This window comes from Collinsella aerofaciens (genome assembly GCF_028206995.1).
Taxonomy (GTDB): Bacteria; Actinomycetota; Coriobacteriia; order Coriobacteriales; family Coriobacteriaceae; genus Collinsella; species Collinsella aerofaciens_AQ.
In genome coordinates, this window is the sequence record NZ_JAQLFL010000007.1 from 11,132 (window position 1) to 34,262 (window position 23,131).

Genomic DNA, 23,131 nt, shown 5'->3' on the forward strand with positions numbered 1-23,131 from the left:
GAACAGCTCGTCAGCAATGACCGTCCGCGCCCTACCCTACCCGCGGTGACGGGCGCGGCTGTACGGCGTATCCACCATGGGCAGATCTGGACGCAGCTTGCCGTCAAACGCGCGGTAGGCGTTCTGTACGGCGGGCGCCGTGGGGATCGTTGCGATCTCGCCGATGCCCTTGCCGCCGTATGCCACGGGCAGCAGCTCGTCCTTCTCCACGTAAATGGCGTGGATATCCGGAATCTCGGGCGCACGGAACAACCCGAGCGTACCGTACCTTGCCTGGGGCACGCAGTCCTTGAGCGGCCAGTCCTCGGTAAGCGCATAGCCCATACCCATGAGCACGCCGCCTTCGATCTGACCCTGGATGGAGATGGGGTTGACCACCTTGCCGGAATCGTGCGCAGCATAGATCTCGCTCACGCGGCCGTCATCATCCAGAATGACCACATGTGTGGCAAAGCCGTAGCAGATGTGGCTCTTGGGATTGGGAACATCCGCACCCAGCTTGTCGGTCGGCTCCAGATACACGTAGCCAAACTCGCATCCCTCGAGCGCCTTGATGGCGGCCGCGGGATCCTGAGGATGCATACCTTGGCCGGCGACGAGCTCCTGCGTGTGCAGCTGATAGGCGCGACCGTCGTCGTACTCGATCTTGACGCCGTCGCCATGCGCGCTCACGGGAGCATCGGGTGCAGGCTTGCCCGCCTCGATGCCAACCATGGCATCGCGCAGCAGGAAGGCGGCGCCGCGCACGGCCTCGCCGGTCACGACCGTCTGACGCGAGCCAGACGTAGTGCCGGAGTCGGGAGCGTTCTCGGTGGAGCACTCGCCATTGGCAATGCAGCTCAGCGGCAGACCGCAGGCCTCGGCAACGTCTTGCAAAAAGACGGTGTTACAGCCCTGGCCGATGTCGGACGTGGCGGCGTAGACCACGGCGCGGCCATCCTCGATGCGGATCTTGCAGCGGCCGGCATCGGGCAGGCCCACGCCCACGCCGGCGTTCTTCATGGCGCAGGCGATACCGGCGTGTCCGGGATGCGCGTAGTAGGCATCCTTGACCTCGAGCAGCGTCTCTTTAAGTGCCGTGGAGCAATCGGCAATCTGACCGTTGGGTAGAACCTCGCCCGGCTCGATGGCGTTACGGTAGCGGATCTCCCACGGATCCAGGCCGACCTTCTCGGCCAGCAGGTCGATCAGGCTCTCGAGCGCAAACTCGGACTGACAGACGCCAAAGCCGCGGTACGCGCCGGCAGGCGGGTTGTTGGTGTAGTAGCCAAAGCCGCGGATGTCGGTGTTCTGGTACTTGTAGGGGCCGACGGCATGCGTACAGGCGCGCTCGAGCACCGGGCCGCACAGCGACGCGTAGGCTCCGGTATCAAAGTTGATCTCGCAATCCAAACCGGTAAAGTTGCCCTCGGCGTCGCAACCCAGCGTAAAGGTGCCGTCCATGGCATGACGCTTGGGATGGAAAGCAAGCGACTCGGCACGCGTGAGCTTGCACTTCACAGGACGCTGGAACTTATAGGCAGCGAGCGCGGCCAAGTGCTGAATGGACACGTCCTCCTTGCCGCCAAAGCCGCCACCCACGAGCATGGTCTCGACGACCACACGCTCGGGCTCGTTGTCCCAGCCAAACATGTGGGCGCACTCTTTGCGCGTATCGTAGGCACCCTGGTCGGTCGACTGCACCTTGACGCCGTTCTTGTACGGGAAGGCGACGGCGCACTCGGGCTCCAAGAAGGCATGCTCGGTAAAGGGCGTGGTAAAGCGCTGCGTCACGGTGAATGCGCTCTCCGCCAGCGCCTTGGCGGCGTCGCCACGCGTCACATGGCGGCTCTGGCACACGTTGTCCTTGAGCTCCACCGTGTTGCCAAAGGCAAAGAAACTGTCATGCAGGCGCGGGGCGTCGGCAGCCCTGGCCTCGGCGATGTTGCGCACGGGCTCCAGCGGCTCGTAATCAATCTTGACGAGCTTCTTGGCCTTCTCGAGCGTCGCCTCGTCCTCGGCAACCACCAGCACGATGGCGTCACCCACGCAGCGGGTGATATCGCCCGCCGCGATCATGACATCCCAGTCCTGGATAAGGTGGCCGACCTGGTTGACCGGCACGTCCTCGGCGCGCAGGATGCCCACCACGCCGGGCAGGGCCTCGGCCTTGGAGGTATCGATGGAGAGCACGCGGGCGCGCGGATACTTGGAGCGCACGGCGCTAGCGTAGGTCAGGCCCGGCTGATCGAGCTCGTCAATGTCGTCGGGATACTTGCCCTCGCCGAGCACCTTCTTGCGCACGTCGATGCGGAAGGCGCGCTTGCCCACGCCGTAGTCGTCGCCGCGCTCCAGGTCCTCGTCGATCTGCTTTTCGCCACGGAGCACCGCAGCGGCCAGCGAGATGCCCTCGATAATCTTTTTGTAGCCGGTGCAGCGGCAGACGTTGCCGCGGATGGCGTACTTGATCTGCTCCTCGGTGGGCTCGGGATCCTCGGCGATGAGCGCCGCACCCGCCATGACCATGCCGGGGATGCAAAAGCCGCACTGCACGGCGCCCACGGCGCCAAAGGCGTACACAAAGGCCTCGCGCACGTCCTCGGGCAGGCCCTCGACGGTCACGATGTCGCGGCCGGCGGCAAGAGCGGTGGTCAGCACGCACGCCTTGACGGCTGCACCGTCCACATGGATGGTGCAGGTGCCGCACGCACCCTCGGAGCAACCGTCCTTGGCGGAGTGAATGTGCAGGTCGTCGCGTAGGTAGCGCAGAAGCGGTTTATTTTGGGTCGTCGTGCGCTCGACGCCGTTAACGGTAAAAGTGAATTCCTGTGCCATGGTGATTCCCTTCTACACGCCGGCGGCGATGCCGGTGCGGTCGTGGATGGCGCCATGCGGGCAGACGACGGCGCACATGCCGCACGACAGGCAATCCGCGCCGTCGATATGGGCGCAGTTGTCCTCGATGCGGATAGCGCCGGCAGGGCACTTTTTGGCGCACATGCCGCAACCGATGCAGCTGGTGTCGCAGATCTTGCGCGCAATGGCGCCCTTATCGGTGTTGTTGCAGCGCACCAGGATGTTCTGGTAGCCGGGAACGAAGGCAATCACGCGCTGCGGGCACGCCATACCGCACAGACCGCAGCCCGTGCATTTGGAGCGGTCCACGCGGGCGACGCCATCGACCAGTACGATGGCACCGTGGGGACAGGCCGTGACGCAGGCGCCACAGCCAATGCAGCCTTCGCTGCAGCGGGCGTCGCCGCCTGCGGAGGCGCAACCGCTTCCGCAGGCAACGTAGGCCACGTTATGTTGAATGGATTTGGCCATAAGAGACTCGCCTATTTCTTAAGAAGGTACGAATAGTTGTCGCGCACAGCCCTGATGGTCAGGCGGACGGCCTCGGGAAGACCGGTGTTGACGGCATCGACCGAGACGGTGCGGACCGTGCCGGCGACGCGGACCTTAAAGTGATCATCGCCCACGGCCAGGAAGCCCTCGTTCTCGGAGTTCTCCATGTCCTCCTCGCTCCAGAACAGGGTGAGCTTGTCCTTGTAGGGACGACCCTCCTGGTAGGGGCAGAACACGGCGCAGTTGCCGCACTCGTTGCACATGCCGTCGACGTGGACGACCTGATGCTTGGCCAGGCCCGGCACCTTAATGGCAACGTTGGCGCGGTTGGGGCACACGTCGCAGCAGACCTCGCACACCGAGCCGCAGCCCAGGCAGCGGGTCTTGGTGCAGTTGCGCTTGTCGCGGCACAGCGACCCCTTGCGCTCGTAGCAGGTGTCCTCGCGGCCGGCCTTCTCGTTGCAGTCGGCGTACTTGTTAAAGTCCACGCCGGCGATGGCGCGTGCGACTTCGGCGGCGTCGGCAATAGCCTCGACCACGGTGGCCGGACCGCGACGGCAATCGCCTGCAGCCCAGACGCCCTCGACGCCGGTGGAGGTGGCGGCAAGACGGCCGCGACGGTCGTGCTCGACGCCCGCGGCATCGTACAGGCTGGCATCGATGCCCTCGCCCACGGCGCAGATCACCGTGGTGGCGGAAAGCTCGACGGTCTCGCCCGTGGCGACGGGGCTGCGACGGCCGCTTGCATCCGGCTCGCCGAGCTCCATAACGTCGCAGGTCAGCACGGAGCCGTTGAGCGCCTTGGGCGCCAGCAGCTCGCAGAACTCAACGCCGTCGGCAAGAGCAAGATCGAGCTCTTCCTCGTCGGCGGGCATCTGCTTCTTGGTGCGGCGATACACCAGGCGCACGTTCTTCACGCCAGCAAGGCGCTTGGCCACGCGGGCCGCGTCCATGGCGGTGTTGCCGGCGCCAATGACCACGACATCCTCACCCAGCTCGAGTTTCTCGCCCTTCTTGGCGGCCTCGAGGAACTCCAGCACATCGAGCTCGGCACCCTCGCCCAGGCCCGCAGAGCCGGGCATCCAGGCACCGGTGGCCACGACCACGTCGGTAAAGCCCTGGGCCTTGAGCTCGTCAATGGACTCCACGCGAGCGTTGAGCTGCACCTTGGCGCCAAAGGCCAGGCAGAGCTCGGCGTCGTGGGAGATATCGTCGCTCGCAATGCGGAACTCGGGAATCACGTGACGGACCACGCCGCCGAGAGAGTCGCGGGCCTCGAAGATGGTGACGGGCACGCCGGCACGCGTCAGGAAGAATGCCGTCGCCAGGCCGGCCGGGCCGCCACCGATAACGGCAACGTTGCGCTCGCCGTCGTTGGCGATGGCCTGGGTGCGCAGCTTGGGCAGCACGGCGGTCATGGCCTCGCGGGCGGCCTTGAGCTTGCTGGCGCGAATCTGGGCGCCCTCGGGCTCGTAGAACGCACGCTCGCAGGCACGGCCGCAGGGATGCGGGCAGATGGTGCCGGTAATGAACGGCAGGGCGTTGCGCTCGATGATGATGTTGAGTGCGTCCTCGTAGCGGCCCTCGTCAACGGCCGCCAGGTAGGCGGGAATATCCTGCTGGATGGGGCAGCTCGTGCGGCACGGCGTGGTAAAGCAATCGGAAAGAGGGCTCTTGCCGGCGACCTTGCGGTCGGGCAGCGGACGCAGCGGCTTCTTGTAGAGCGGGTTGGTGAGCGAATCGGTCTGGATCGCGGTCACAGCCTCGAGAGAGACGCCCGCGAACGGCCTGCCGTCCAGATCGCCAAACTCGCCGGCCATCTGGCTAAAACGCTCGTAGCCACCGGGCTTGAGCACGTCGGTCGCCAGGGTAACGGGCCAAATGCCGGCATCGTACAGGGCGCGAATGTTGTAGACCGTGGCACCGCCGGAGTAGCTGATGCGCAGCTTGCCATCGAACTGCTCGGTAATACGACGGGCAGCCTCGATGGTCAGCGAGAACAGCGAACGGCCCGACATGTACATCTCGGTGGAAGGCAGCTCGTTCCTCGTCACGTCAACGGGGAACGTGTTGGTCAGCTTGACGCCAAACTCCAGGCCGCGCTCGGCGCACAGGGCAATCAGGCGCTCGAACATGGGCACGGCGTCGACCCACTGTAAGTCCTCGCGGAAGTGCGTGTCATCGAAGACGATGTAGTCAAAGCCCAGCTCGTTCAGACGCTGGCGGGCAAACTCATAGCCCAGCAGCGTGGGGTTGCACTTGATGTAGGTGTTGAGGCCCTTCTCGGTGATCAGATAGGTCGCGATGCGCTCGATCTCGGCCGGCGGGCAGCCATGCAGCGTGGACTCGGTGATGGAGTTGGACACGCGTGCCGGGATGGACTCGACAAACGCGGCGTCGACATGCTCAAACTTGTCCAGGTTGGCGAGCGCCCATGCGCGGCACTCGTTCCAGACGTCGGAGCCGCTGGCGTCCTTCATGCCCTCGATGTAGGCGTCGACCTTGGGGCTCTTAATGCCCTCCAGGTCATAGCCCACGGACATGTTGAAGACAAAGCCGTCCGGGCTGCCCAGGCCGTACTCGCGAGCGATCAGGTGGCAGGCAAACCATGCCTTCACGTACTCGGCAAAAGCCTGCGGAACCTCGAGCTCGGTCGACCACTCGCAGTTGTAGCACTCGTCCTGCGCCACAATGCAGGGCTTGTTGACGCACTTGGAGAGCTCCTCGCCGTCCATAACCTGAACGGTCTTGAGCTCAAAGAAGCGGGAACCGGCCACGTAGGATGCCACGATGTTCTGGGCCAGCTGCGTGTTGGGACCGGCGGCCGGGCCAAACGGAGTCTCGATGCGCTCGTCAAAAATGGGAAGCGCACCCTCCTGGTTGGTCGTGACCATCTTGCGCACGCCAAAGACGGCGCCCTGAGTCTTGTGCTCCTCGATGATCCAGTTCATCAGCTGCGAAAACGGGATCGGCCTCATGATGTCGCTCATAGTGAGCTCCTCTCTGTAACGCCCGGCGAGACCGCGCGGCGGGCGCAAATACGGTGTAGCGCTAGCACAGCGCCGGCGACCCCGCGGAGGCCGCCTATACGCGCGCCGGATGCGGCGAAACACCCGACGCGCGTGAATCTACTTGTGAATTAGTAGGCGCGATCGTTAAGCGTGCTCCAGAGCTTCTTGGACTCAGCCATGGTCCACGCGTTGATCTTTTCCTCATCAATGCCAACGAACTCGCGATCCTTGTACAGGACGCGGCCGTTGATGATGGTGGTGCGGCAGTTTTTGCCCATCATGCCAAAGAGCATGTGACCGTCGATGTTCTCCTCGCTCAGCGGCGTAAAGGGCTTGTAGTCCATAACGATAACGTCGGCGGCAGCGCCGGCCTCGAGCACACCGAGCTTGCGATCGAAGTACTTGCTCGCCATCTTGGCGTTGTTCTCGAACAGCATCGTCATGGCCTCGCACCAGCCCACGTTGGGCATGGCGGCGTTGTGGCGCTGAATGATCAGGAAGACCTTAAGGCTCTCGAGCATATCGTGGGTGTAGGCGTCGGTGCCCATGCACACGGGGATGCCGCGGCGGAAGAACTCGAGCACGGGGGCGCAGCCCACGGCGTTGCCCATATTGGATTCGGGGTTGTTGACGAGCCAGGTGCCGGACTCCTTGACGATATCCATCTCGGCAGGCGTCACGTGGATGCAGTGGCCGAGCATGGTGTCGGGACCCAGCAGGTTGTGCTGCAGCAGGCGCTCGACGGGGCTGATGCCACCGCGGTTGAGGCGGGAATCCCACACGTCGTTCATGCCCTCGCACACATGGATGTGGAAGCCGGTCAGGCCGTTGTTGGCCTCGGCCATCTTGTCCATGGTCTCGTCCGACAGCGTAAAGGTGGCATGCCCGCCAAACATGGCAGCGATCATGTGGTTGTCGTTATCGCGACGCTCCTTGGCGGCCCACTGGGCAAATTCGGCGTTCTCGGCAATGGCCTGGTCGCATTTTTCCTGGCCACGGCGATCGGAAACCTCGTAGCACAGGCACGAACGCATGCCCAGCTCCTGAGCTGCATCCTTAATGGTAAAGAGGCTTCCCGGGATCTCGCAGAAGCTCGCATGGTGATCGAAGATCGTGGTGACGCCATCACGGATGGAGTCCAAAATCGTAGCATAGGCGCTGGCCTTGGTGCCGTCGAGCGTCAGGTTGTCGTCGATCTTCCACCACTGCTGCTCGAGATTCTCCAAGAAGTTGGTGGGGTTGCAGCCCTTAATGGCAAGGCCGCGGGCCAGACCCGAGTAGATGTGGGTGTGGCAGTTGATGAGTCCGGGCATGATGAGGTTGCCCTGGGCATCGACGTACTCGGCATCCGGGTACTTGGCCTTGAGCTCGCGCTCGGGGCCCACTTCGACGATCGTATCTCCGTCAATGGCGACCGCACCGTTTGGAATAAACGGGGTCTGAGCGTTGCGGGTAAAGACGGAACCGTTAGCGACCAGAAGCATGGATGCTCCCTTCAACATCAGAGGCGGGGTTTGACACCTCTGACATGGCGGAGTGCGAAGCGCCGGCCTACACCGGAAACGGGCCCTCTCCCGTCAACGCTTCACCAAAGGGACAAACCCTTTGAAGTGCGGCTTGGTGCCGCATGGCGTCGGCGGACGAGGCGATGCGTCCGCCGACGAATAGCACCGAATTGGTTACTTCTTGCTCTCGGGCAAGACCAGATCCACGGCAGCGTCCTTGGCAGCATCGATGTGCTGAGCCACGACCGGCGTCTGCGGAAGGATCAGGTTAAGGACAATGGCCATGATGGCGGTGGGGGTTACGGCATTGGAGCCGATGACGGTGGACACCCAGGCGGGCATACCCTCGCCGGCAAGGCAACCGCTGGCCATCCAGATACCCAGGCCAAAGACGACGGAGGTGCCGACGATGGTGGTGGTGCGCTGCGTGAGGCCCTCGCGGGTGAACATGCGCACGCCGTTCATGGTGATGGTGCCAAAGACGCCGACGGTCGCGCCGCCGATGACGGGCTGCGGGATAGCGGAAAGGACGGCAGAGAGCTGCGGGAACAGACCGGCGATGGCAAAGACGGCCGCAATGATCACAAAGACCCACTTGTTGACGACCTTGTTGGAGCAGATGATGCCCACGTTCTGGCCAAGGGCGCTGGTGGGAAGACCGCCCAGCAGACCGCCGACCATAGAGGTGAGGCCCTGGGACACGATAGCGCCGGAGAGCTCGCGCTCGGTGGGCATACGGTCGATGGAGCCCAGGCAGGCGGCGGAGACGTCACCGATAACCTGGATGGCAACCATGGGGAACACGACGGCGAGGGTAATGCAGACCTCGGGATCAAACTCGAGCGCGTAGGGCATGAGCTTGGGAAGAGCGAAGACCTGAGCGGTGGCGACGCTGGAGAAGTCGATCATGCCAAAGGGGATGGAGACGATCATGCCAACGATCATGCCAAAGAACACGGAGCCCAGCTTGAGCGTGCCCTTGCCAAAGTTGGCGAGCGCAAAGACCACGGCGAAGGTGATAAGAGCGACGCACCAGGCCTGCGGGGTGCCCCACAGCGGCGTGCCCATGCCACCGGCCATGTACTTGACGGCCGTGGGATAGAGAGAGACGCCAATGGAGAAGATGACCGTACCGGTCACGACGGGCGGGAACAGCCACTTGATCTTGCTGTAGGCCAGACCAAAGAGGACCGCAACGGCGCCGCCGACGATCTCGCCGCCCAGCAGCGCGCCAAAGCTAAAGCCCGAGGCGCCCATGGCCTGCAGGGCCGGCAGGAACGCGAACGAAACGCCCATGACGATGGGCAGGCCGCCGCCGATGCGACGGAAGGGAGCGAAGGCCTGAAGGGCCGTGTCGATTGCCGAAAGAATGAGCGCAACCTGAATGATGTCGGTGCTCTGCTGGCTATTAAAGCCGTAGACGCCGGCCATGATGACCGCCGGGGTAATAATGCCGGCAAACGATGCCAGTACGTGCTGAAGGGCACACGGGATCATTTCCTTAACGGGCGGCATGCCTTCGCGAGTGAACAGGGCTTCAGTGCCGTTCGTAACCGTCTCCTGGGTCATTTGACCACCAATCCTCGAAGTAGTTGTTTTCGCATCTAACGCTCTATTGTGACGCAGTGCGGGGTTGAGGTTGTGCCTTCGTTGCATATCGTATTAAAGATGATTCTCATTCTCAATAATAATTTTTTGTTATCAGCCTATTCTTCGGCTGAGATAATGCATTTCCGCAGGTCAGGAAAGTGTCTTGTCAAAATAACATCTAACTATTCTTTTGGTCGACCGTTTACCGCCAAATTCCTACCGTTCGTCTGTATTACGCAATGTACCTGCGGATATACGAGATGAGGAATGGCGTGTTACCATGAGAAAAAATTGTTATGAACATTTCCGATTTCACCCCAAGGAGTTGCCCGTGAACGAGACCGTACGTCGCTTTTTGCCGATGGTCGATTTTCTGGAGCAGATACTCGGCAAAAACAGCGAAATCGTGCTGCACGATTTCTCGGATCCCGACCACGCCATCGTCGATATTCGCAACGGCATCGTGAGCGGCCGCAAGGTCGGCGGTCCCGCCACCGATCTGGCACTCAAGATCATACACGACGCCAAGTATCGCGACCTGCCGTTTATTACGGGCTACGAGGGCCGCGGCGCCGGAGGCAAGACGTTGGAGTCAGCGACATACTTTATCCGCGAGAATGACGAGATCGTCGGTATGCTCTGCGTCAACACCGACCTCTCGACCGTACGCTCCATCAACGCCATGGCGCAGCAGCTCATGGCGTGCTTCGACGCGGCGCCGACGCGCACGGAGCCCGCCCCTATCGAGGTCGAAAGCCTTTCGGAGTCCACACAGGAGCTCATCGACCGCAGTATTTCCGAGCTGCTCGAAAGCCGCGGGCAGGATGTCGCCTCGCTCGGCCAGGCCGACCGCGTCGATGTTATCCGCCATCTCAACGGCAACGGCGTGTTTATGCTCAAGGGCGCCGTTGCCTGCGCTGCCGCCGTGCTTGGAATCTCTGAGCCCAGCGTCTACCGCTATCTGCAAAAGGTCCGCAAGGAGGGCTAACCCACTGATCCCTTGGGGACGGAGGAAAACGGATCATTTTTGTCGCATCGCTTGACAAAAGACCCTGCAGCTCGCACGCGCTGCAGGGTCTTTTTGCATGTCATGTTTAGTTGTTGTCAACGCCTTAGAGGGCGGCGATGACCTCGATCTCGACCAGACCGCCAGCCGGAAGGGCGGCAACCTGGAAGGCGCTGCGCGCGGGGAACGGAGCCTCGAACTTGGAGGCGTAGATCTCGTTCACGGCGGCGAAGTCGGCGATGTCGGCCAGGTAGACCGTGGTCTTGACGACATCGGCAAACGTGGCGCCGGCAGCGGTCAGCAGGGCCTCGACGTTAGCGAGGGACTGCTTGGCCTGAGCCTCGACACCCTTGGGCATCTTGCCGGTCGCAGGGTCAATGCCCAGCTGGCCGGACAGAAACACCATGTTGCCGGTCTGGATACCGGGGGAATACGGGCCGATGGCTGCGGGTGCGTTATCGGAAGACACGACGGTCTTGCTCATGTTTTTCTCCTTACGATCAAATAGAGAGCGTGAGCGCGGCGTTCGCACCGGGAGGCACAGTTCGGTCTGAACACCGCGCTTGATTGGGATAGTAGGGGATGATTTTGCCCGATGCAAGATAATTATCAGATTGCGATAATATTTTATCGCCCAACGGCGCGTACGGGCCGACGAACGGCGTGACTGGCAACCTGCCTAAAAACTAACCCCTTTTCTTCCGTCCCCTTCGGAGCACCTAATTCCTTGGGGACGGAGGAAAAGGGATCATTTTTGCCCGAGAGGCTGCTGAAGACTTTGTCCTGCTTAGGCTGCGGGCATCGCCCATCGCGACGGCGCCACTATACTTTTGAGTATCTGAGCATTTTTGAAAGGCAGGATATGACCGCAACCGCCAGTCGAACCACCAACCGCAGACCCGAGCTCTTGGCCCCCGCCGGAGGCCCCGAGCCCTTTGCCGCCGCACTCGCTGCCGGCGCCGATGCCATCTACTGCGGCATGGGCAGCTTCAACGCCCGCCGCAAGGCAACGAACTTTACCGACGAGGCCTTTGAGCAGGCCTGCCGCGCCGCGCACCTGGCCGGCTCGCGCGTCTACGTCACGGTCAACATCGTCATCAAGCAGTCCGAGATGGGCGATGCGCTGCAACTCATCCATCGCTGCTCCACGCTGGGCGCCGACGCCTTCATTATCCAGGACTGGGGCCTGTTCTTTGAGGTCAAGCGCACCATGCCCGGCATCGAGACGCATATCTCGACCCAGGCGAACATCCACGATGACCGCGGGACTATCTGGTGCCGTGAGCAGGGCGCCGACCGCGTGACCTTGTCGCGCGAGCTCTCCATCGACGAGATCGCCGCCATCCACGACGCCGCGCCTGACGTTGACCTGGAGGTCTTTAGCCACGGTGCCATCTGCTTTTGCTACTCGGGCCTGTGCCTGCTGTCGAGCTTTGCCATGGCGGGACGCTCGGCCAACCGCGGCATGTGCGCTCAGCCCTGTCGCCTGCCTTACGAGCTGATCGACGAGAACGGCCGTTCGCTCTCCCCTGCCGGTCGCGAGCGCGCGCTGTGCCCACGTGACACCAACACGTCGCAGCTTGTTCGCCGTCTGTATGACGCCGGCGCCGCATCGCTCAAGCTCGAGGGCCGCATGAAAGCCCCCGATTATGTGTACTCCATCGTCGACGTGTATCGCCATCAGATTAATGACATGCTGGCCGATGTTTCGACCTCTAAGGATGAAGAGGCCGCCCGCCAGCGCCAGCTCAAGCGCTGCTTTAACCGCGACTTCACGCACGCCTACCAAGACGGTACCTCGGGTGACGAGATGATGAGCTACGAGCGCTCCAACAACCGCGGCCAGATCGTGGGCACGGTGCTGGGCAGCCGCCCGGCCAACCGCGATGTGCGCGGCCTCAAGCCCGACGACCGCCGTCGCCGCGCCGCCATCGCCCGCATTGAGCTGTTTGAACCCGTAGGCAAGGGCGACCTGCTGGAGCTTCGTCATGACGATGAGTTCGACCAGTTCCTGACCACCATCGCCGCCGAGGATGCCGCCGCGGGCGACATCATCGACTGCCGCGTGCCTCGCAGCATGCCCGAGGGCTGCCGTGTGCGCGTGATTCGAAGCCAGCGCGCTATCGACGCCGCCGGGGCTGCGCTCAAGCGCGACGTGCTGCGCCGCCGCGCCGTAGACGTGTCCGTTGTGGCGCGTCTGGGCGAGCCGTTTACCGTTACGCTCAGCTGCCGCGACGACCCCGCGCTCACCGCCACTGCCACGGGCTTTACCGTCGAGGCCGCCAAGACCCGCGCGGTCGAGGCTTCCGATCTGGTAGAGCATGTGGGCCGCATGGGGTCCTCGCCCTTTGAGGCCGCGAGCTTTGATGTGGCACTCGATGAGGGCTGTGGCATGGGCTTCTCCGCTGTGCACAAGGTGCGCACCGCCGCCTGCAAGGCTCTGGAGGAGGCCATTCTGGCGCCGTATGAGGAGCGTGTCCGCACGCTCGAGCTGCCGGCGATTGTAACCAGTGATTCCCGCCCCGCGCCTGAGCACTACCGCGATGAGCCGCAGATCTGCGCCACCGTCACCTCGCTCGAGGCCGCCGAGGCAGCGCGCGCGGAGGGTGCAACGCGCATCTACATGACCACCGACGCGCTCGATGCGGCCGAGCTCTCCCCCGCCGATACGCTTGAGCAGGGCATCGTGCCCGTGCTCGACGAGGTCTGCCGCGCCGTTGACCACGTCCGCGTTGACCCGTGGATACAGGCTGGAGCGACTGTCGCCGTCGGCAATATCTCCGAGCTTGCTACTGCCGCGCAGACCGGCGCCACGGCCGAGATCCGATCCTGCCTGCCCGTGCACAACACGCCTTGCATGGAGGCACTTGCCGAGCGCGGAGCCGGCGCGTTTTGGCTTTCGCCCGAGATCACGCTCGACGAGATTATCTCGCTTGGCACCTCCGCGCCCGCAGCCCTGGGCATCACCGTGTTCGGCCGCCCGCGCGTTATGACGAGCGAGCACTGCATCCTGCAGGTGGCCAACGGTTGTATCCACGATTGTGCCAGCTGCCGCCTGCGCGTCCGCAAGCTGTCGCTCAAGAATATCGACGGCAAGGTCATGCCCGTGCGTACCGACATCCACGGCCGCTCACGCCTGTACGATGCCTACCCTATCGACCTCACGCCGCAGGTTCCGCAGCTGCTCGATGCCGGCGTGCGCCGTCTTATGGTTGACGGAACCCTGCTCGAAGCCGATGAGATTGGCCGTGCCGTTGCTCGTGTCCGCCGCGCCATTGAGGCAGCTCAGGCAGGTCGCAAGCCCGCTGCCCGCCTGCGCGGCGCCACCTCGGGCTGCATGTTTGTGGGAATTAGCTAACCGAAAGGCTTACACGTGAACGAAGAACCTCAAGTCCTCTACTGCGACGCCTGGCTCATGGCCATCGATAAGCCCGCCGGCATGATCGTCCACGGCGACGGCACCGCTGAGCGCACACTTACCGACTACGCCAGCGACCTTTTGCTGGCGATGGGCGACGGCTTTGCCGCGACCGACATGCAGCCGCTCAACCGCCTGGACCGCAACACCACCGGCGTGGTGCTGTTCTCGCTCGACAAGCAGACGCAGCCCGCCTTTGACCAGATGGTGAACGACCACGCCTTCGAAAAGCACTATCTGGCGCTGGCCGAGGGCAAGATCGACTGGAACGAGAAGCTCATCGACAAGCCCATCGCCCGCGACCGTCACGACAGCCGAAAGATGCGCGTCGGCGCCAGCGGCAAGCCGTCTCAAACTCGCGTGAAGGTGCTCAAACGTCTTAAGAGCCGTCGTGGCCTGCCCGCGCGCTCGTATATCGATGTCGAGTTGCTCACCGGCCGCAAGCACCAAATCCGTGTTCACCTGGCAAGCGAGCATCATCCCCTGGTTGGCGACGACCTGTACGGAACGCCGCGCCCCTGCGGCCTGATGCTCCACGCCCACAGCGTGTCCTTCACGCATCCCGTAACCGGCGAGCACATCCACATCGAAGCCCCCTGCCCCTGGGAGCCCTAAACCACCACAATGGGGACAGGCACCTTTGTGGTGGTTTTGCCGCAATGGTTCAACCGCGGTCCCAAAATGTCTCGATCTGTAACAGTTAGAACCCATTTTCCGGTCTATCTGTTACAGATCGAGACATTCAAATCCCCCTTAAGGGAAAATCTCAATCTATAACAATAACTCGGCAAAATCGGTCCCAGATGTTACAGATTGAGATATTCGGATCCCACCGGAGAAATCATCTCGATCTGTAACATCTGGAGCCCGCATTTTGACCTTCCTGTTACAGATTGAGACGTTATGGGACCACCGGGAAAAATATCTCAGCTTGTAACATCTGGAACCCATATCCCTCTCTTCCTGTTACAGATCGAGACAAATCCCCAAACAGCAAAAGGCGGCAACGTCCCTGGTGGACGTTGCCGCCTTTCCATTGGCAAGACCCTTCCGCTCCCGCTACTCGGTAGCCTTGTCGAGAGGCTTCTTAAGGAAGCTCAGAACCAAGCAGCCGACCACAGCGCCGATAGCAAGGGCCAACAGGTACTGCGCCGGGTTCGTGATGACCGCGATAACCCAGGCGCCACCGTGCGGAGCGGGGCTCGCGCAACCAAAGAGCATCGACAGACCGCCGGCGGTCGCAGATCCCAGGATGCAGGCGGGCAACACGCGAAGCGGATCGGCCGCGGCAAAGGGAATGGCACCCTCGGTGATAAACGACAGACCCATGATGTAGTTCACCAGGCCTGCCTTGCGATCGGCCTCGGTCCAGCGGTTCTTAAAGAACGTCGTGGAGAGCGCGATGACCAGCGGCGGTACCATACCGCCCGCCATGACGGCAGCCATAATCATATTGCCCTGCAGCGTTTGCTCGGCAAGGGTCGCGGTGCCAAAGACATATGCGGCCTTGTTGATGGGACCACCCATGTCGGTCGCCTGCATGCCGGCGCAGATAATGCCCAAAAGAACGATACTCGTGCCCGAAAGACCGTTGAGCGCGCCGCTAATGGCGGTGTTGATAACGCCCATAATCGGGTTAACGGCCATCATAAAGAGACTCGTAAAGAGAATGCCCAGCACGGGGTAGATGAGCATGGGCTTGATACCGTCGAGCGACTCGGGTAGCACGCTTGCAGCCTTCTTGAGCGCATTGACGATAATGCCGGCGGCAAAACCGACCAGCAGCGCGCCCAAAAAGCCAGCAGAGACAAGCTGAGCCTGGGCATCGGCATCCATTGCCGTGGTGAGATAGCCCAACGTAAAGCCCTGCTTTGCAATCCAGCCACCCACAAAGCCCGCGGCCAAGCCCGGACGGTCAGCAATGGACATGGCAATATAGCCCGCAAGGATGGGGAGCATAAAGTTGAACGCCTGGTTGCCCGCAAGGTTAAAGAAGGCCGCGACCGGAGTGCTGTGGCCGTATGCGCTCGTGCCCAGTCCCGCCTGGTCCAGCAAGAACGAAAGCGCCATGAGGATGCCGCCGCCAACAACAAAGGGGAGCATGTGCGAAACGCCGTTCATCAGGTCCTTATAGACCCTGCGGCCCAAACCCTCGGATTCGCCCTCGGCAGCCGCCTGTACCGCGGCGCCGCCGGACACATGATGAATAGGCGCATTGCCCGCAAGCGCAATATTGATAAGTTCCTCGGCGTCATTAATGCCACGCGTCACCGCACAGGAGTAAACCGACTTGCCATCGAAGCGATCGAGCTCGACATTTTTATCCGCCGCAATGATGACACCCTTGGCACCAGCGATGTCTGCCGCGGTCAGTACATTTTTAGCGCCGCCCGAACCCTGAGTCTCGACCTTAATGCTCACGCCCATCTTGGCTGCCTGGTCTTCCAACCCTTTGGCCGCCATAAATGTGTGAGCAATGCCCGTTGGACATGCCGTGATGGCAACGACATCGTAAGTGCCGCCCCCAACCTTCTCGTTTGCAGCTGACATGTTTCCTCCTTTTGCACAAGCAGGCCCAGCCCTCCCCTTCTGAGGGTCACAACCTGCGTATTACCTTGTGTTTGAGTGATTGATAGCGCCGAAGTGACGGCGCTTTTAAGCGATATCTATACGATGGCCCCGGCGGGCATGATCACGTCGTATGGAAACAGGGGTACTGGGAAATCATGCCCGACGGGGCCATCGGAACCACCACAATGGGGACAGGCACCTTTGTGGTGGTTTTGGCCTTACTTCGCCCCGTTGCTAAACCGTGATGACGTTTTCCATCGTCTGGTACTTGGCGGGCACCTCGCCCGCGGTGATAACCGTTGCGTCACGGAAGTCCGCGAATTTTACGGGAGCCACCATGCCAAACTTACTGGCGTCCGAGATTACGAAGCGTTTGGCTGTATGGCGCATCGAGATACGCTTGACCTGCGCTTCCTCGATATCGGGCGTCGTAAAGCCCTGCTCGGCGGCAATGCCGTTAGAACCCCAAAAGCCGCAGTTAAAGTTGTAGCGGTCTAGGGTTGCCAGAGCATCGGGGCCAACGAGCGCCTCGGTCTCGGGTTTAAGCTCGCCGCCCAGCACCACGGTGCGCATGCCGCGCACAGCGAGATGCTGAGCATGGAGCACGGAATCAGTCACATAGGTGACCGATTCGAGATGCGGAAGATGCTCGATGAGTCTGAGCGTTGTCGAACCCGAGTCGATGTATACAAAGCTCTCGGGCTCCACAAGCGCCGCCGCACGGGCGCAGATACGCTCCTTGTCGTCGTTATGGAGGTCGCTGCGCTCATTGAGCGTTAGGTCGCGCGTCACGTGCGCGCGTTCAAGACTCGTCGCTCCGCCGTGGACCTTGGCGATGCGGTGCGCTCGATCGAGCGTCTGCAGGTCGCGCCGAATGGTAGACGCCGTCACGCCCAGGGTATCGGCAAGCTCTGGCACAGTAACCGAGCCAGCCTGCTGCACCATCGACACAATCGCGTTGAGCCTATCTTCCGCAAGCATCGCTTACTCCTCCTCGGGGTACACGACTCCCCAGTCGGCGCGGAGCTTGGTCATAAGCTCCATAACATCATAAGCATAATCCAGCAGCTCGCGCTTGGAGTCGTCGCCGGCAACCGCCTTCTCGAGGTCGGCCATCTCGTAGCACAGGGCATAAGCCTCGGTGCCGGCGTGGACCTCCTCGCGGTGGCCGTCCGCAGTCCACACAATGGTCGCGTGATCGGCACGCGGATACTCGTTGACCTCGATATAGCACTTGTCAAAGCTGATGACCGAGCGCTTGGGCTGCTTGGAGTGAAGCGTAAGACTCACAACACCCAGCTGCTGCTCGGCATTACGGCAGACGATGCCGCCCGCAACGTCAACGCCGGTCTCACAGGTGTTGCCCAGCGAGACAACCTCAGCGGGCTGGCTTGCCATAAAGAGGCGCATAACGGACAGAGCATAGACGCCAATGTCGAGCATGGCACCGCCAGCAAGGTTGCGATTGTAGAAACGGTTGGTCAGATCGCCGTACTCCTTGTAGCTGCCAAAGTTGAGCTGAGCGAGGTTCATGCGGCCAAACTCAGCGGCATCCATGCGGCGGCGCAGCTCTTGATATAAGGGCATGTGGAGCACCGTTGTAGCGTCCATAAGGACCACGTTATGCTCGTCGGCAATGGCACGTGCCTCGTCGAGCTCGGCGGAGTTGAGGGTAATGGCCTTTTCGCAGAGCACGTGCTTGCCAGCTGACAGGGCGGCGCGCAGGTAGGTGATATGCGTGTTATGCGGAGTGGTGATATAGATCGCGTCGATGTTAGGGTCGGCATAGAGGTCCTCGGCCGTTTCATAGACCTTCTCGATGCCATACTGCTCGGCAAAAGCTTGAGCCTTTGACAGCGTACGATTAGCGACGCCCGCAAGCTTGCGACCGGCAAGAGCGAGAGACTGGGCCATCTGGTTGGCGATAACGCCGCACCCAATCACAGCCCAACGAAGCTCGGGAGCCGTAAAGATATCATCGGGGAACGGCTTGCCCTGGACCGAAGCGAACGCTGCCTTTGCGGCTGCCGCGGAGTCGAGTGGAGCCTGCTTGGAATCTGCCATATGTGCCTCCTACATCGTGAAAAGTCTTTCATTTCTGACAGCTCTATATTCGCACAAATGCGCGTGTATGTGCGTGCTTCTGCGTGTATTACCGCTAAATGGTCAAAATTCAGGAGTTAACGGCGCATATACACGTATACTCACGCAATCATACGCACGCAGCTACGCACAGATGCGCATCACCTGATCCCCTGGGGACGGAGGAAAACGGATCATCTTTTACGCGGAAAGCTGTGATGATCCGTTGGGGACGGAGGAAAACGGATCATTTGAGGCGTCGCGCCAGCCAGCAGTTGCCCTTTTAACCGTTGCCTCACCGAGTTCGCAACAACGCACGAGCTGACCGACTGTCACGCCAGCCTTTCGCGCGCGCAACCACTCATTTAAGGCTGTCCCCAATGAGTACCCAATGAGTAGGGATAGAAAAAAGGCCCGGGTGCCGTGGCATCCGGGCCTTTGCTAGCAACTTGATGTTGCGGGCAGCTTAGAACTTGTGGCCGCACTTCTTGCAGACGCGCAGCTTGTTCTTGCCGTCCTTCTCGTGACCGACGCGGGTAACCTTACCGCACTCGGGGCAAACGAGATTGACGTTGGAGGCGTCGATAGGAGCCTCCTGCGAAACGATGCCGCCCTGCTGGTTGGCAGCGTTGGGCTTGACGGCCTTCTTGACGACCGAAACGCCCTCGACAACGACCTTGTTCTCGGCGGGGAGAGCACGCAGGACAACGCCCTGCTTGCCGCGATCCTTACCAGAGAGAACCTGGACCTTATCGCCCTTCTTGATATACATATATCTCCCCTAACTACAGGGTCTCGGGAGCGAGCGAGACGATCTTCATGTACTTCTTGTCACGAAGCTCGCGAGCGACGGGCCCGAAGATACGGGTGCCGACGGGCGAACCATCGTTGTTGATGACAACGCAGGCGTTCTCATCAAAGCGAATGTAGGAGCCATCCTTGCGGCGGATCTCCTTAACGGTGCGAACGACGACGCAACGGACAACGTCCTTCTTCTTGACGTTGGCGCCAGGGGTAGCCTCCTGGACAGCACCGATGAACACATCGCCGATGCCTGCATAACGACGCTTGGAACCGCCAAGCACCTTGATGCAGCGAATCTTGCGAGCGCCGGAGTTGTCGGCGACGTTCAGCATGGTTTGCATCTGAATCATGGTAGATGTTCCTCCGAACTAAGAACCGAAGAGAGGTGCGCTGCCTTTATACGGCCTGTGGTATGCAAGCCAGGCATACGCACATCTTCGGAAACGTACAAGTCGTAAGAGCGACTGCTTATTTAGCGCGCTCGACGACCTCGATGAGGCGCCAACGCTTCATCTTGGACATAGGACGGGTCTCCATAACGCGGACGGTGTCGCCCACGCCAGCCGTGCACTCCTCGTCGTGAGCGTGCAGCTTCTTGGAGCTGGTCATCATCTTGCCGTACTTGGGGTGACGCTTGCGCTCGGTGATGGTGACAACAATGGTCTTGGCACCGGAGACGGAGGTAACGACACCCGTACGGACCTTACGCGAGTTACGCGAATCAGTCATGTTCTCTCCTTAGGTCCTACTCGGCGACAGCGGACTTCTCCGCTGCGATCTCGCGGGCGCGCTGCTCCGTGAGGACGCGAGCGATGTCCTTCTTCACGGTGTTGACGCGAGCGGTGTTGTCCAGCTGGCTGGTAGCCATCTGGAAACGAAGGTTAAAGAGCTCGGCGCGCATTTCCTTCAGCTTCTCAACGAGCTGAGCGTCCGAGAGCTCACGAATCTCTGCGGGCTTCATTAGTTCTCCTCCTTGGCGGCGGCGGCGTCCTCAGCAGCCCACTTGGCCTCGAGAGCGGCCTCCTCAGCCATCTCCTTCTCGATGCGCTGCTCAGCGTTCTTGGCAGCAACAATCTTGGTCTTGATGGGGAGCTTGTGCTGCGCAAGACGCAGAGCCTCGCGAGCGACCTCCTCGGGAACACCCTTGACCTCGAACATGATGCGGCCGGGCTTGACGACGGCCACCCACTCCTCGGGGTTACCCTTACCAGAACCCATGCGAGTCTCGGCAGGCTTCTTGGTGATGGGCTTATCGGGGAAGATCGTGATGTAGACACGACCGCCACGCTTCATGTAGCGGGTCATGGCAATACGAGCGGCCTCGATCTGACGGTTGGTGATCCAATGGGCCTCGAGAGCTTGGATACCAAACTCGCCGAAATGCAGCTCGGTATTACCCTTGGCCTGGCCCTTCATGGAGCCACGCTGCACCTTGCGGTGAAGAATACGCTTAGGGGCAAGCACTACTGACCCCTCCTCTCGGAGTTACGACGACGAGGACGGGAAGAGCCCTCGAGTGCAGGGTTGGGAACAGGCTGGCCCGGGAGCTTCTCGCCCAGGTAAATCCAGACCTTCACGCCGCAAGCGCCCATGGTGGTGCTGGCGACAGCCGTGCCGTAGTCGATCTTGGCACGGAGGGTGTGCAGAGGCACGCGACCCTCGCGGTACCACTCACGACGGCCCATCTCGGCACCGCCGAGACGACCGGAGCACTGGATACGGATGCCCTTAGCGCCGGCCTTGCGGGCGGACTGGACAGCCTTGCGCATAGCGCGACGGAAGGCAACGCGGCCCTCGAGCTGCTCGGCGATAGACTGAGCAACGAGGTTGGCGTCGAGCTCGGGGCGCTTGATCTCGACAACGTCGACGGAGAGCTGGCCCTTGGAGACGCCAGCGACCTTCTCGAGCTCGGTGCGGAGGGTATCGATCTCGGCACCCTTCTTACCGATGACAACGCCGGGGCGAGCGGTGAGGATAATGACCTTCACCTTGTCGCCAGCGCGCTCGATCTCGACGCGGGAGACAGCTGCGCGGGAAAGACGCTTCTCGAGGTACTTGCGGATCTCGAGATCGTTACCGAGGGTCTTAGCGTAATCCTTCTCTGCGAACCAGCGGGAGCGCCAGTTCTCGGTGATGCCAAGACGGAAGCCGGTGGGGTAGACTTTCTGACCCATACAGCTTTACGCCTCCTTTCGAGGAGCAACGACGACGGTGATGTGGGAAGTACGCTTCAGAATGCGAGAAGCGGAACCCTTGGCGCGGGGACGGATGCGCTTAAGCGTCGGACCCTCGTCAACATAGGCAGCGGCGACAACCAGGTTGTCGGCACGCAGACCGTTGTTGTTCTCGGCGTTCGCAACGGCGGAACGGAGAACCTTCTCGACATCCACGGCGACGGCGCGGTCGCAGAAGTGGAGGATGTCGAAGGCCTGAGCGACAGGCTTGCGGCGGATCAGATCGACCACCAGGCGGGCCTTGCTGGGGGAAACACGCACGTACTTAGCGACGGCGCGAACCTCGGTGGCCTCAGTTTCAATAGACTTAGTTGCCATTTACGGTTAACCCCCTATTTGGCCTTGTGGCCACGGAACGTACGAGTCGGCGCGAACTCGCCGAGCTTGTGACCAACCATGGACTCGGTAACATACACGGGTACATGCTTGCGGCCGTCGTGGACGGCGATGGTGTGACCAACCATCTCGGGGAAGATGGTGGACGCGCGGGACCAGGTCTTCACGACGTCCTTCTTGCCAGCCTCGTTCATCGCGGTGATACGCGAGAGAAGGCGAGTCTCCACGAACGGGCCCTTTTTGAGACTTCTGCTCATAAGTGCTTTCTCCTAAAACTCGGTATCCGAAATTACTTCTTACGGCGACGAATGATGTGCTGGTTCGAGACCTTCTTCTTCTTGCGCGTACGAAGGCCCTTCGTCGGCTTACCCCAGGGGGTAACGGAGGGCCGACCAGAGGTGTGGTTCTTGCCCTCGCCACCGCCGTGCGGGTGGTCGACAGGGTTCATGACGGTACCGCGGACGGTCGGGCGCACGTTCATGTGACGCTTACGGCCGGCCTTGCCGATGACGATGTTGGAGTGATCGGCGTTGCCGACCTCACCGACGGTGGCGCGGCAGGTAACGAGGATGCGGCGCATCTCGGAGGAAGGCATACGGACGATAGCGTACTTGCCCTCCTTACCCATCAGCTGGCAGGAGTTACCGGCGGAACGGGCGATAGCGGCGCCCTTGCCCGGCTGGAACTCGACGGCGTGGATGAGCGTACCGACGGGGATGTCGGCGAGAGGCAGAGCGTTGCCCGGCTTGATGTCGGCGTCAGAACCGGACATGATGGTCTGACCGACCTCGAGGCCCTTGGGGGCCAGGATGTAGCGCTTCTCACCGTCAGCGTAGTGCAGCAGAGCGATGCGAGCGGAACGGTTCGGATCGTACTCGATCGTGGCAACCTTGGCGGGCACGCCGTCCTTGTTGCGCTTGAAGTCGATCACGCGGTAACGACGCTTCACGCCGCCGCCCTGGTGGCGGGTGGTGATGCGGCCGTTGTTGTTACGACCGGCCTTCTTGGGCAGGGGCTCGAGAAGAGACTTCTCGGGCTTGGTGCAGGTGATCTCGGAGAAGTCGGAGATCGTCTGCCAACGCCTACCAGCGGAGGTCGGCTTAAGGTGTTTTACAGCCATTACAATCCCTTTCAATAGGAATCCGTTAGCCATCGCAGACAGGGATTCGAGGTTCTGCCTCGGGTGCGATGACACCGGACGTATACACGGTTCCGGGCGTGTCCATTTAATACGCCCAAAACCTTGA

At 61.5% G+C, this 23,131-nt stretch carries 20 protein-coding genes and 1 pseudogene; 3 read left to right on the forward strand and 18 right to left on the reverse strand.

Annotated elements, in window-relative coordinates:
• Window positions 1-36 precede the first annotated feature (36 nt).
• The 5 genes from xdh to PMX60_RS06295 all read right to left on the reverse strand — a co-directional run bounded on the left by xdh (window position 37) and on the right by PMX60_RS06295 (window position 9,412).
• Window positions 37-2,814, reverse strand: coding sequence for a selenium-dependent xanthine dehydrogenase (gene xdh, locus PMX60_RS06275; protein ID WP_271747271.1), 2,778 nt, complete (start codon window positions 2,812-2,814; stop codon window positions 37-39).
• Between the two features lie 12 nt (window positions 2,815-2,826).
• On the reverse strand, window positions 2,827-3,306 hold the full coding sequence (locus tag PMX60_RS06280; protein ID WP_271747272.1) for a 4Fe-4S binding protein: 480 nt from the start codon (window positions 3,304-3,306) through the stop codon (window positions 2,827-2,829).
• Window positions 3,307-3,317: 11 nt separating this feature from the next.
• Entirely contained in the window at window positions 3,318-6,317 is a 3,000-nt protein-coding gene (gene ygfK, locus PMX60_RS06285; RefSeq protein WP_271747273.1) for a putative selenate reductase subunit YgfK, read from the reverse strand.
• A gap of 149 nt (window positions 6,318-6,466) precedes the next feature.
• Window positions 6,467-7,822 (reverse strand): putative aminohydrolase SsnA, encoded by a 1,356-nt coding sequence (ssnA, locus tag PMX60_RS06290; protein WP_271747274.1) that lies wholly within the window; start codon window positions 7,820-7,822, stop codon window positions 6,467-6,469.
• A gap of 195 nt (window positions 7,823-8,017) precedes the next feature.
• Window positions 8,018-9,412 (reverse strand): uracil-xanthine permease family protein, encoded by a 1,395-nt coding sequence (locus PMX60_RS06295; protein WP_055285183.1) that lies wholly within the window; start codon window positions 9,410-9,412, stop codon window positions 8,018-8,020.
• Window positions 9,413-9,764: 352 nt separating this feature from the next.
• Here PMX60_RS06295 and PMX60_RS06300 point away from each other — a divergent pair, with 352 nt between their 5' ends.
• Window positions 9,765-10,421 (forward strand): helix-turn-helix transcriptional regulator, encoded by a 657-nt coding sequence (locus PMX60_RS06300; RefSeq protein ID WP_271747275.1) that lies wholly within the window; start codon window positions 9,765-9,767, stop codon window positions 10,419-10,421.
• A gap of 124 nt (window positions 10,422-10,545) precedes the next feature.
• On the opposite strand, the gene PMX60_RS06305 is transcribed toward PMX60_RS06300, so the two are convergent.
• Window positions 10,546-10,923 (reverse strand): RidA family protein, encoded by a 378-nt coding sequence (locus PMX60_RS06305; protein ID WP_271747277.1) that lies wholly within the window; start codon window positions 10,921-10,923, stop codon window positions 10,546-10,548.
• Between the two features lie 378 nt (window positions 10,924-11,301).
• Here PMX60_RS06305 and PMX60_RS06310 point away from each other — a divergent pair, with 378 nt between their 5' ends.
• Together PMX60_RS06310 and PMX60_RS06315 are read left to right on the forward strand one after the other, a co-directional pair.
• Window positions 11,302-13,797: a U32 family peptidase gene (locus PMX60_RS06310; protein ID WP_271747278.1), complete on the forward strand. Its 2,496-nt coding sequence runs from the start codon at window positions 11,302-11,304 to the stop codon at window positions 13,795-13,797.
• A gap of 15 nt (window positions 13,798-13,812) precedes the next feature.
• Complete coding sequence (locus tag PMX60_RS06315; protein ID WP_271747279.1) at window positions 13,813-14,472, forward strand: RluA family pseudouridine synthase; 660 nt, start codon at window positions 13,813-13,815, stop codon at window positions 14,470-14,472.
• A 444-nt stretch (window positions 14,473-14,916) separates the two neighbouring features.
• Here PMX60_RS06315 and PMX60_RS06320 read toward each other — a convergent pair whose 3' ends face one another.
• The 12 genes and pseudogenes from PMX60_RS06320 to rplB all read right to left on the reverse strand — a co-directional run bounded on the left by PMX60_RS06320 (window position 14,917) and on the right by rplB (window position 23,004).
• Complete coding sequence (locus PMX60_RS06320) at window positions 14,917-16,407, reverse strand: PTS fructose transporter subunit IIC (protein WP_271747280.1); 1,491 nt, start codon at window positions 16,405-16,407, stop codon at window positions 14,917-14,919.
• A gap of 255 nt (window positions 16,408-16,662) precedes the next feature.
• Window positions 16,663-17,409: a DeoR/GlpR family DNA-binding transcription regulator gene (locus PMX60_RS06325; protein ID WP_271747281.1), complete on the reverse strand. Its 747-nt coding sequence runs from the start codon at window positions 17,407-17,409 to the stop codon at window positions 16,663-16,665.
• A 3-nt stretch (window positions 17,410-17,412) separates the two neighbouring features.
• Window positions 17,413-18,492 (reverse strand): Gfo/Idh/MocA family protein, encoded by a 1,080-nt coding sequence (locus PMX60_RS06330; RefSeq protein ID WP_271747282.1) that lies wholly within the window; start codon window positions 18,490-18,492, stop codon window positions 17,413-17,415.
• 484 nt (window positions 18,493-18,976) lie between these two features.
• Window positions 18,977-19,282 (reverse strand): 50S ribosomal protein L24, encoded by a 306-nt coding sequence (rplX, locus tag PMX60_RS06335; RefSeq protein WP_006235043.1) that lies wholly within the window; start codon window positions 19,280-19,282, stop codon window positions 18,977-18,979.
• Between the two features lie 13 nt (window positions 19,283-19,295).
• Complete coding sequence (rplN, locus tag PMX60_RS06340; RefSeq protein ID WP_006235041.1) at window positions 19,296-19,664, reverse strand: 50S ribosomal protein L14; 369 nt, start codon at window positions 19,662-19,664, stop codon at window positions 19,296-19,298.
• A 118-nt stretch (window positions 19,665-19,782) separates the two neighbouring features.
• Window positions 19,783-20,043 (reverse strand): 30S ribosomal protein S17, encoded by a 261-nt coding sequence (gene rpsQ, locus PMX60_RS06345; protein WP_006235040.1) that lies wholly within the window; start codon window positions 20,041-20,043, stop codon window positions 19,783-19,785.
• Window positions 20,044-20,059: 16 nt separating this feature from the next.
• Window positions 20,060-20,275 carry a 50S ribosomal protein L29 gene (rpmC, locus tag PMX60_RS06350; protein ID WP_006235039.1) on the reverse strand — a complete coding sequence of 72 codons (216 nt, stop codon included), beginning with the start codon at window positions 20,273-20,275 and terminating at the stop codon, window positions 20,060-20,062.
• A gap of 86 nt (window positions 20,276-20,361) precedes the next feature.
• A pseudogene (gene rplP, locus PMX60_RS06355) lies at window positions 20,362-20,778 on the reverse strand (50S ribosomal protein L16); the annotation flags it as partial.
• Complete coding sequence (gene rpsC, locus PMX60_RS06360) at window positions 20,778-21,488, reverse strand: 30S ribosomal protein S3 (protein ID WP_006235037.1); 711 nt, start codon at window positions 21,486-21,488, stop codon at window positions 20,778-20,780. The gene rpsC and the pseudogene rplP, both read right to left, overlap by 1 nt.
• A 6-nt stretch (window positions 21,489-21,494) precedes the next feature.
• A complete protein-coding gene (gene rplV, locus PMX60_RS06365) occupies window positions 21,495-21,866 on the reverse strand; it encodes a 50S ribosomal protein L22 (protein WP_006235036.1) in 372 nt (123 codons plus the stop codon).
• 14 nt (window positions 21,867-21,880) lie between these two features.
• Window positions 21,881-22,141: a 30S ribosomal protein S19 gene (gene rpsS, locus PMX60_RS06370; protein WP_006235035.1), complete on the reverse strand. Its 261-nt coding sequence runs from the start codon at window positions 22,139-22,141 to the stop codon at window positions 21,881-21,883.
• 32 nt (window positions 22,142-22,173) lie between these two features.
• Complete coding sequence (gene rplB / locus PMX60_RS06375) at window positions 22,174-23,004, reverse strand: 50S ribosomal protein L2 (RefSeq protein ID WP_022094198.1); 831 nt, start codon at window positions 23,002-23,004, stop codon at window positions 22,174-22,176.
• Between the last annotated feature and the right edge of the window lie 127 nt (window positions 23,005-23,131).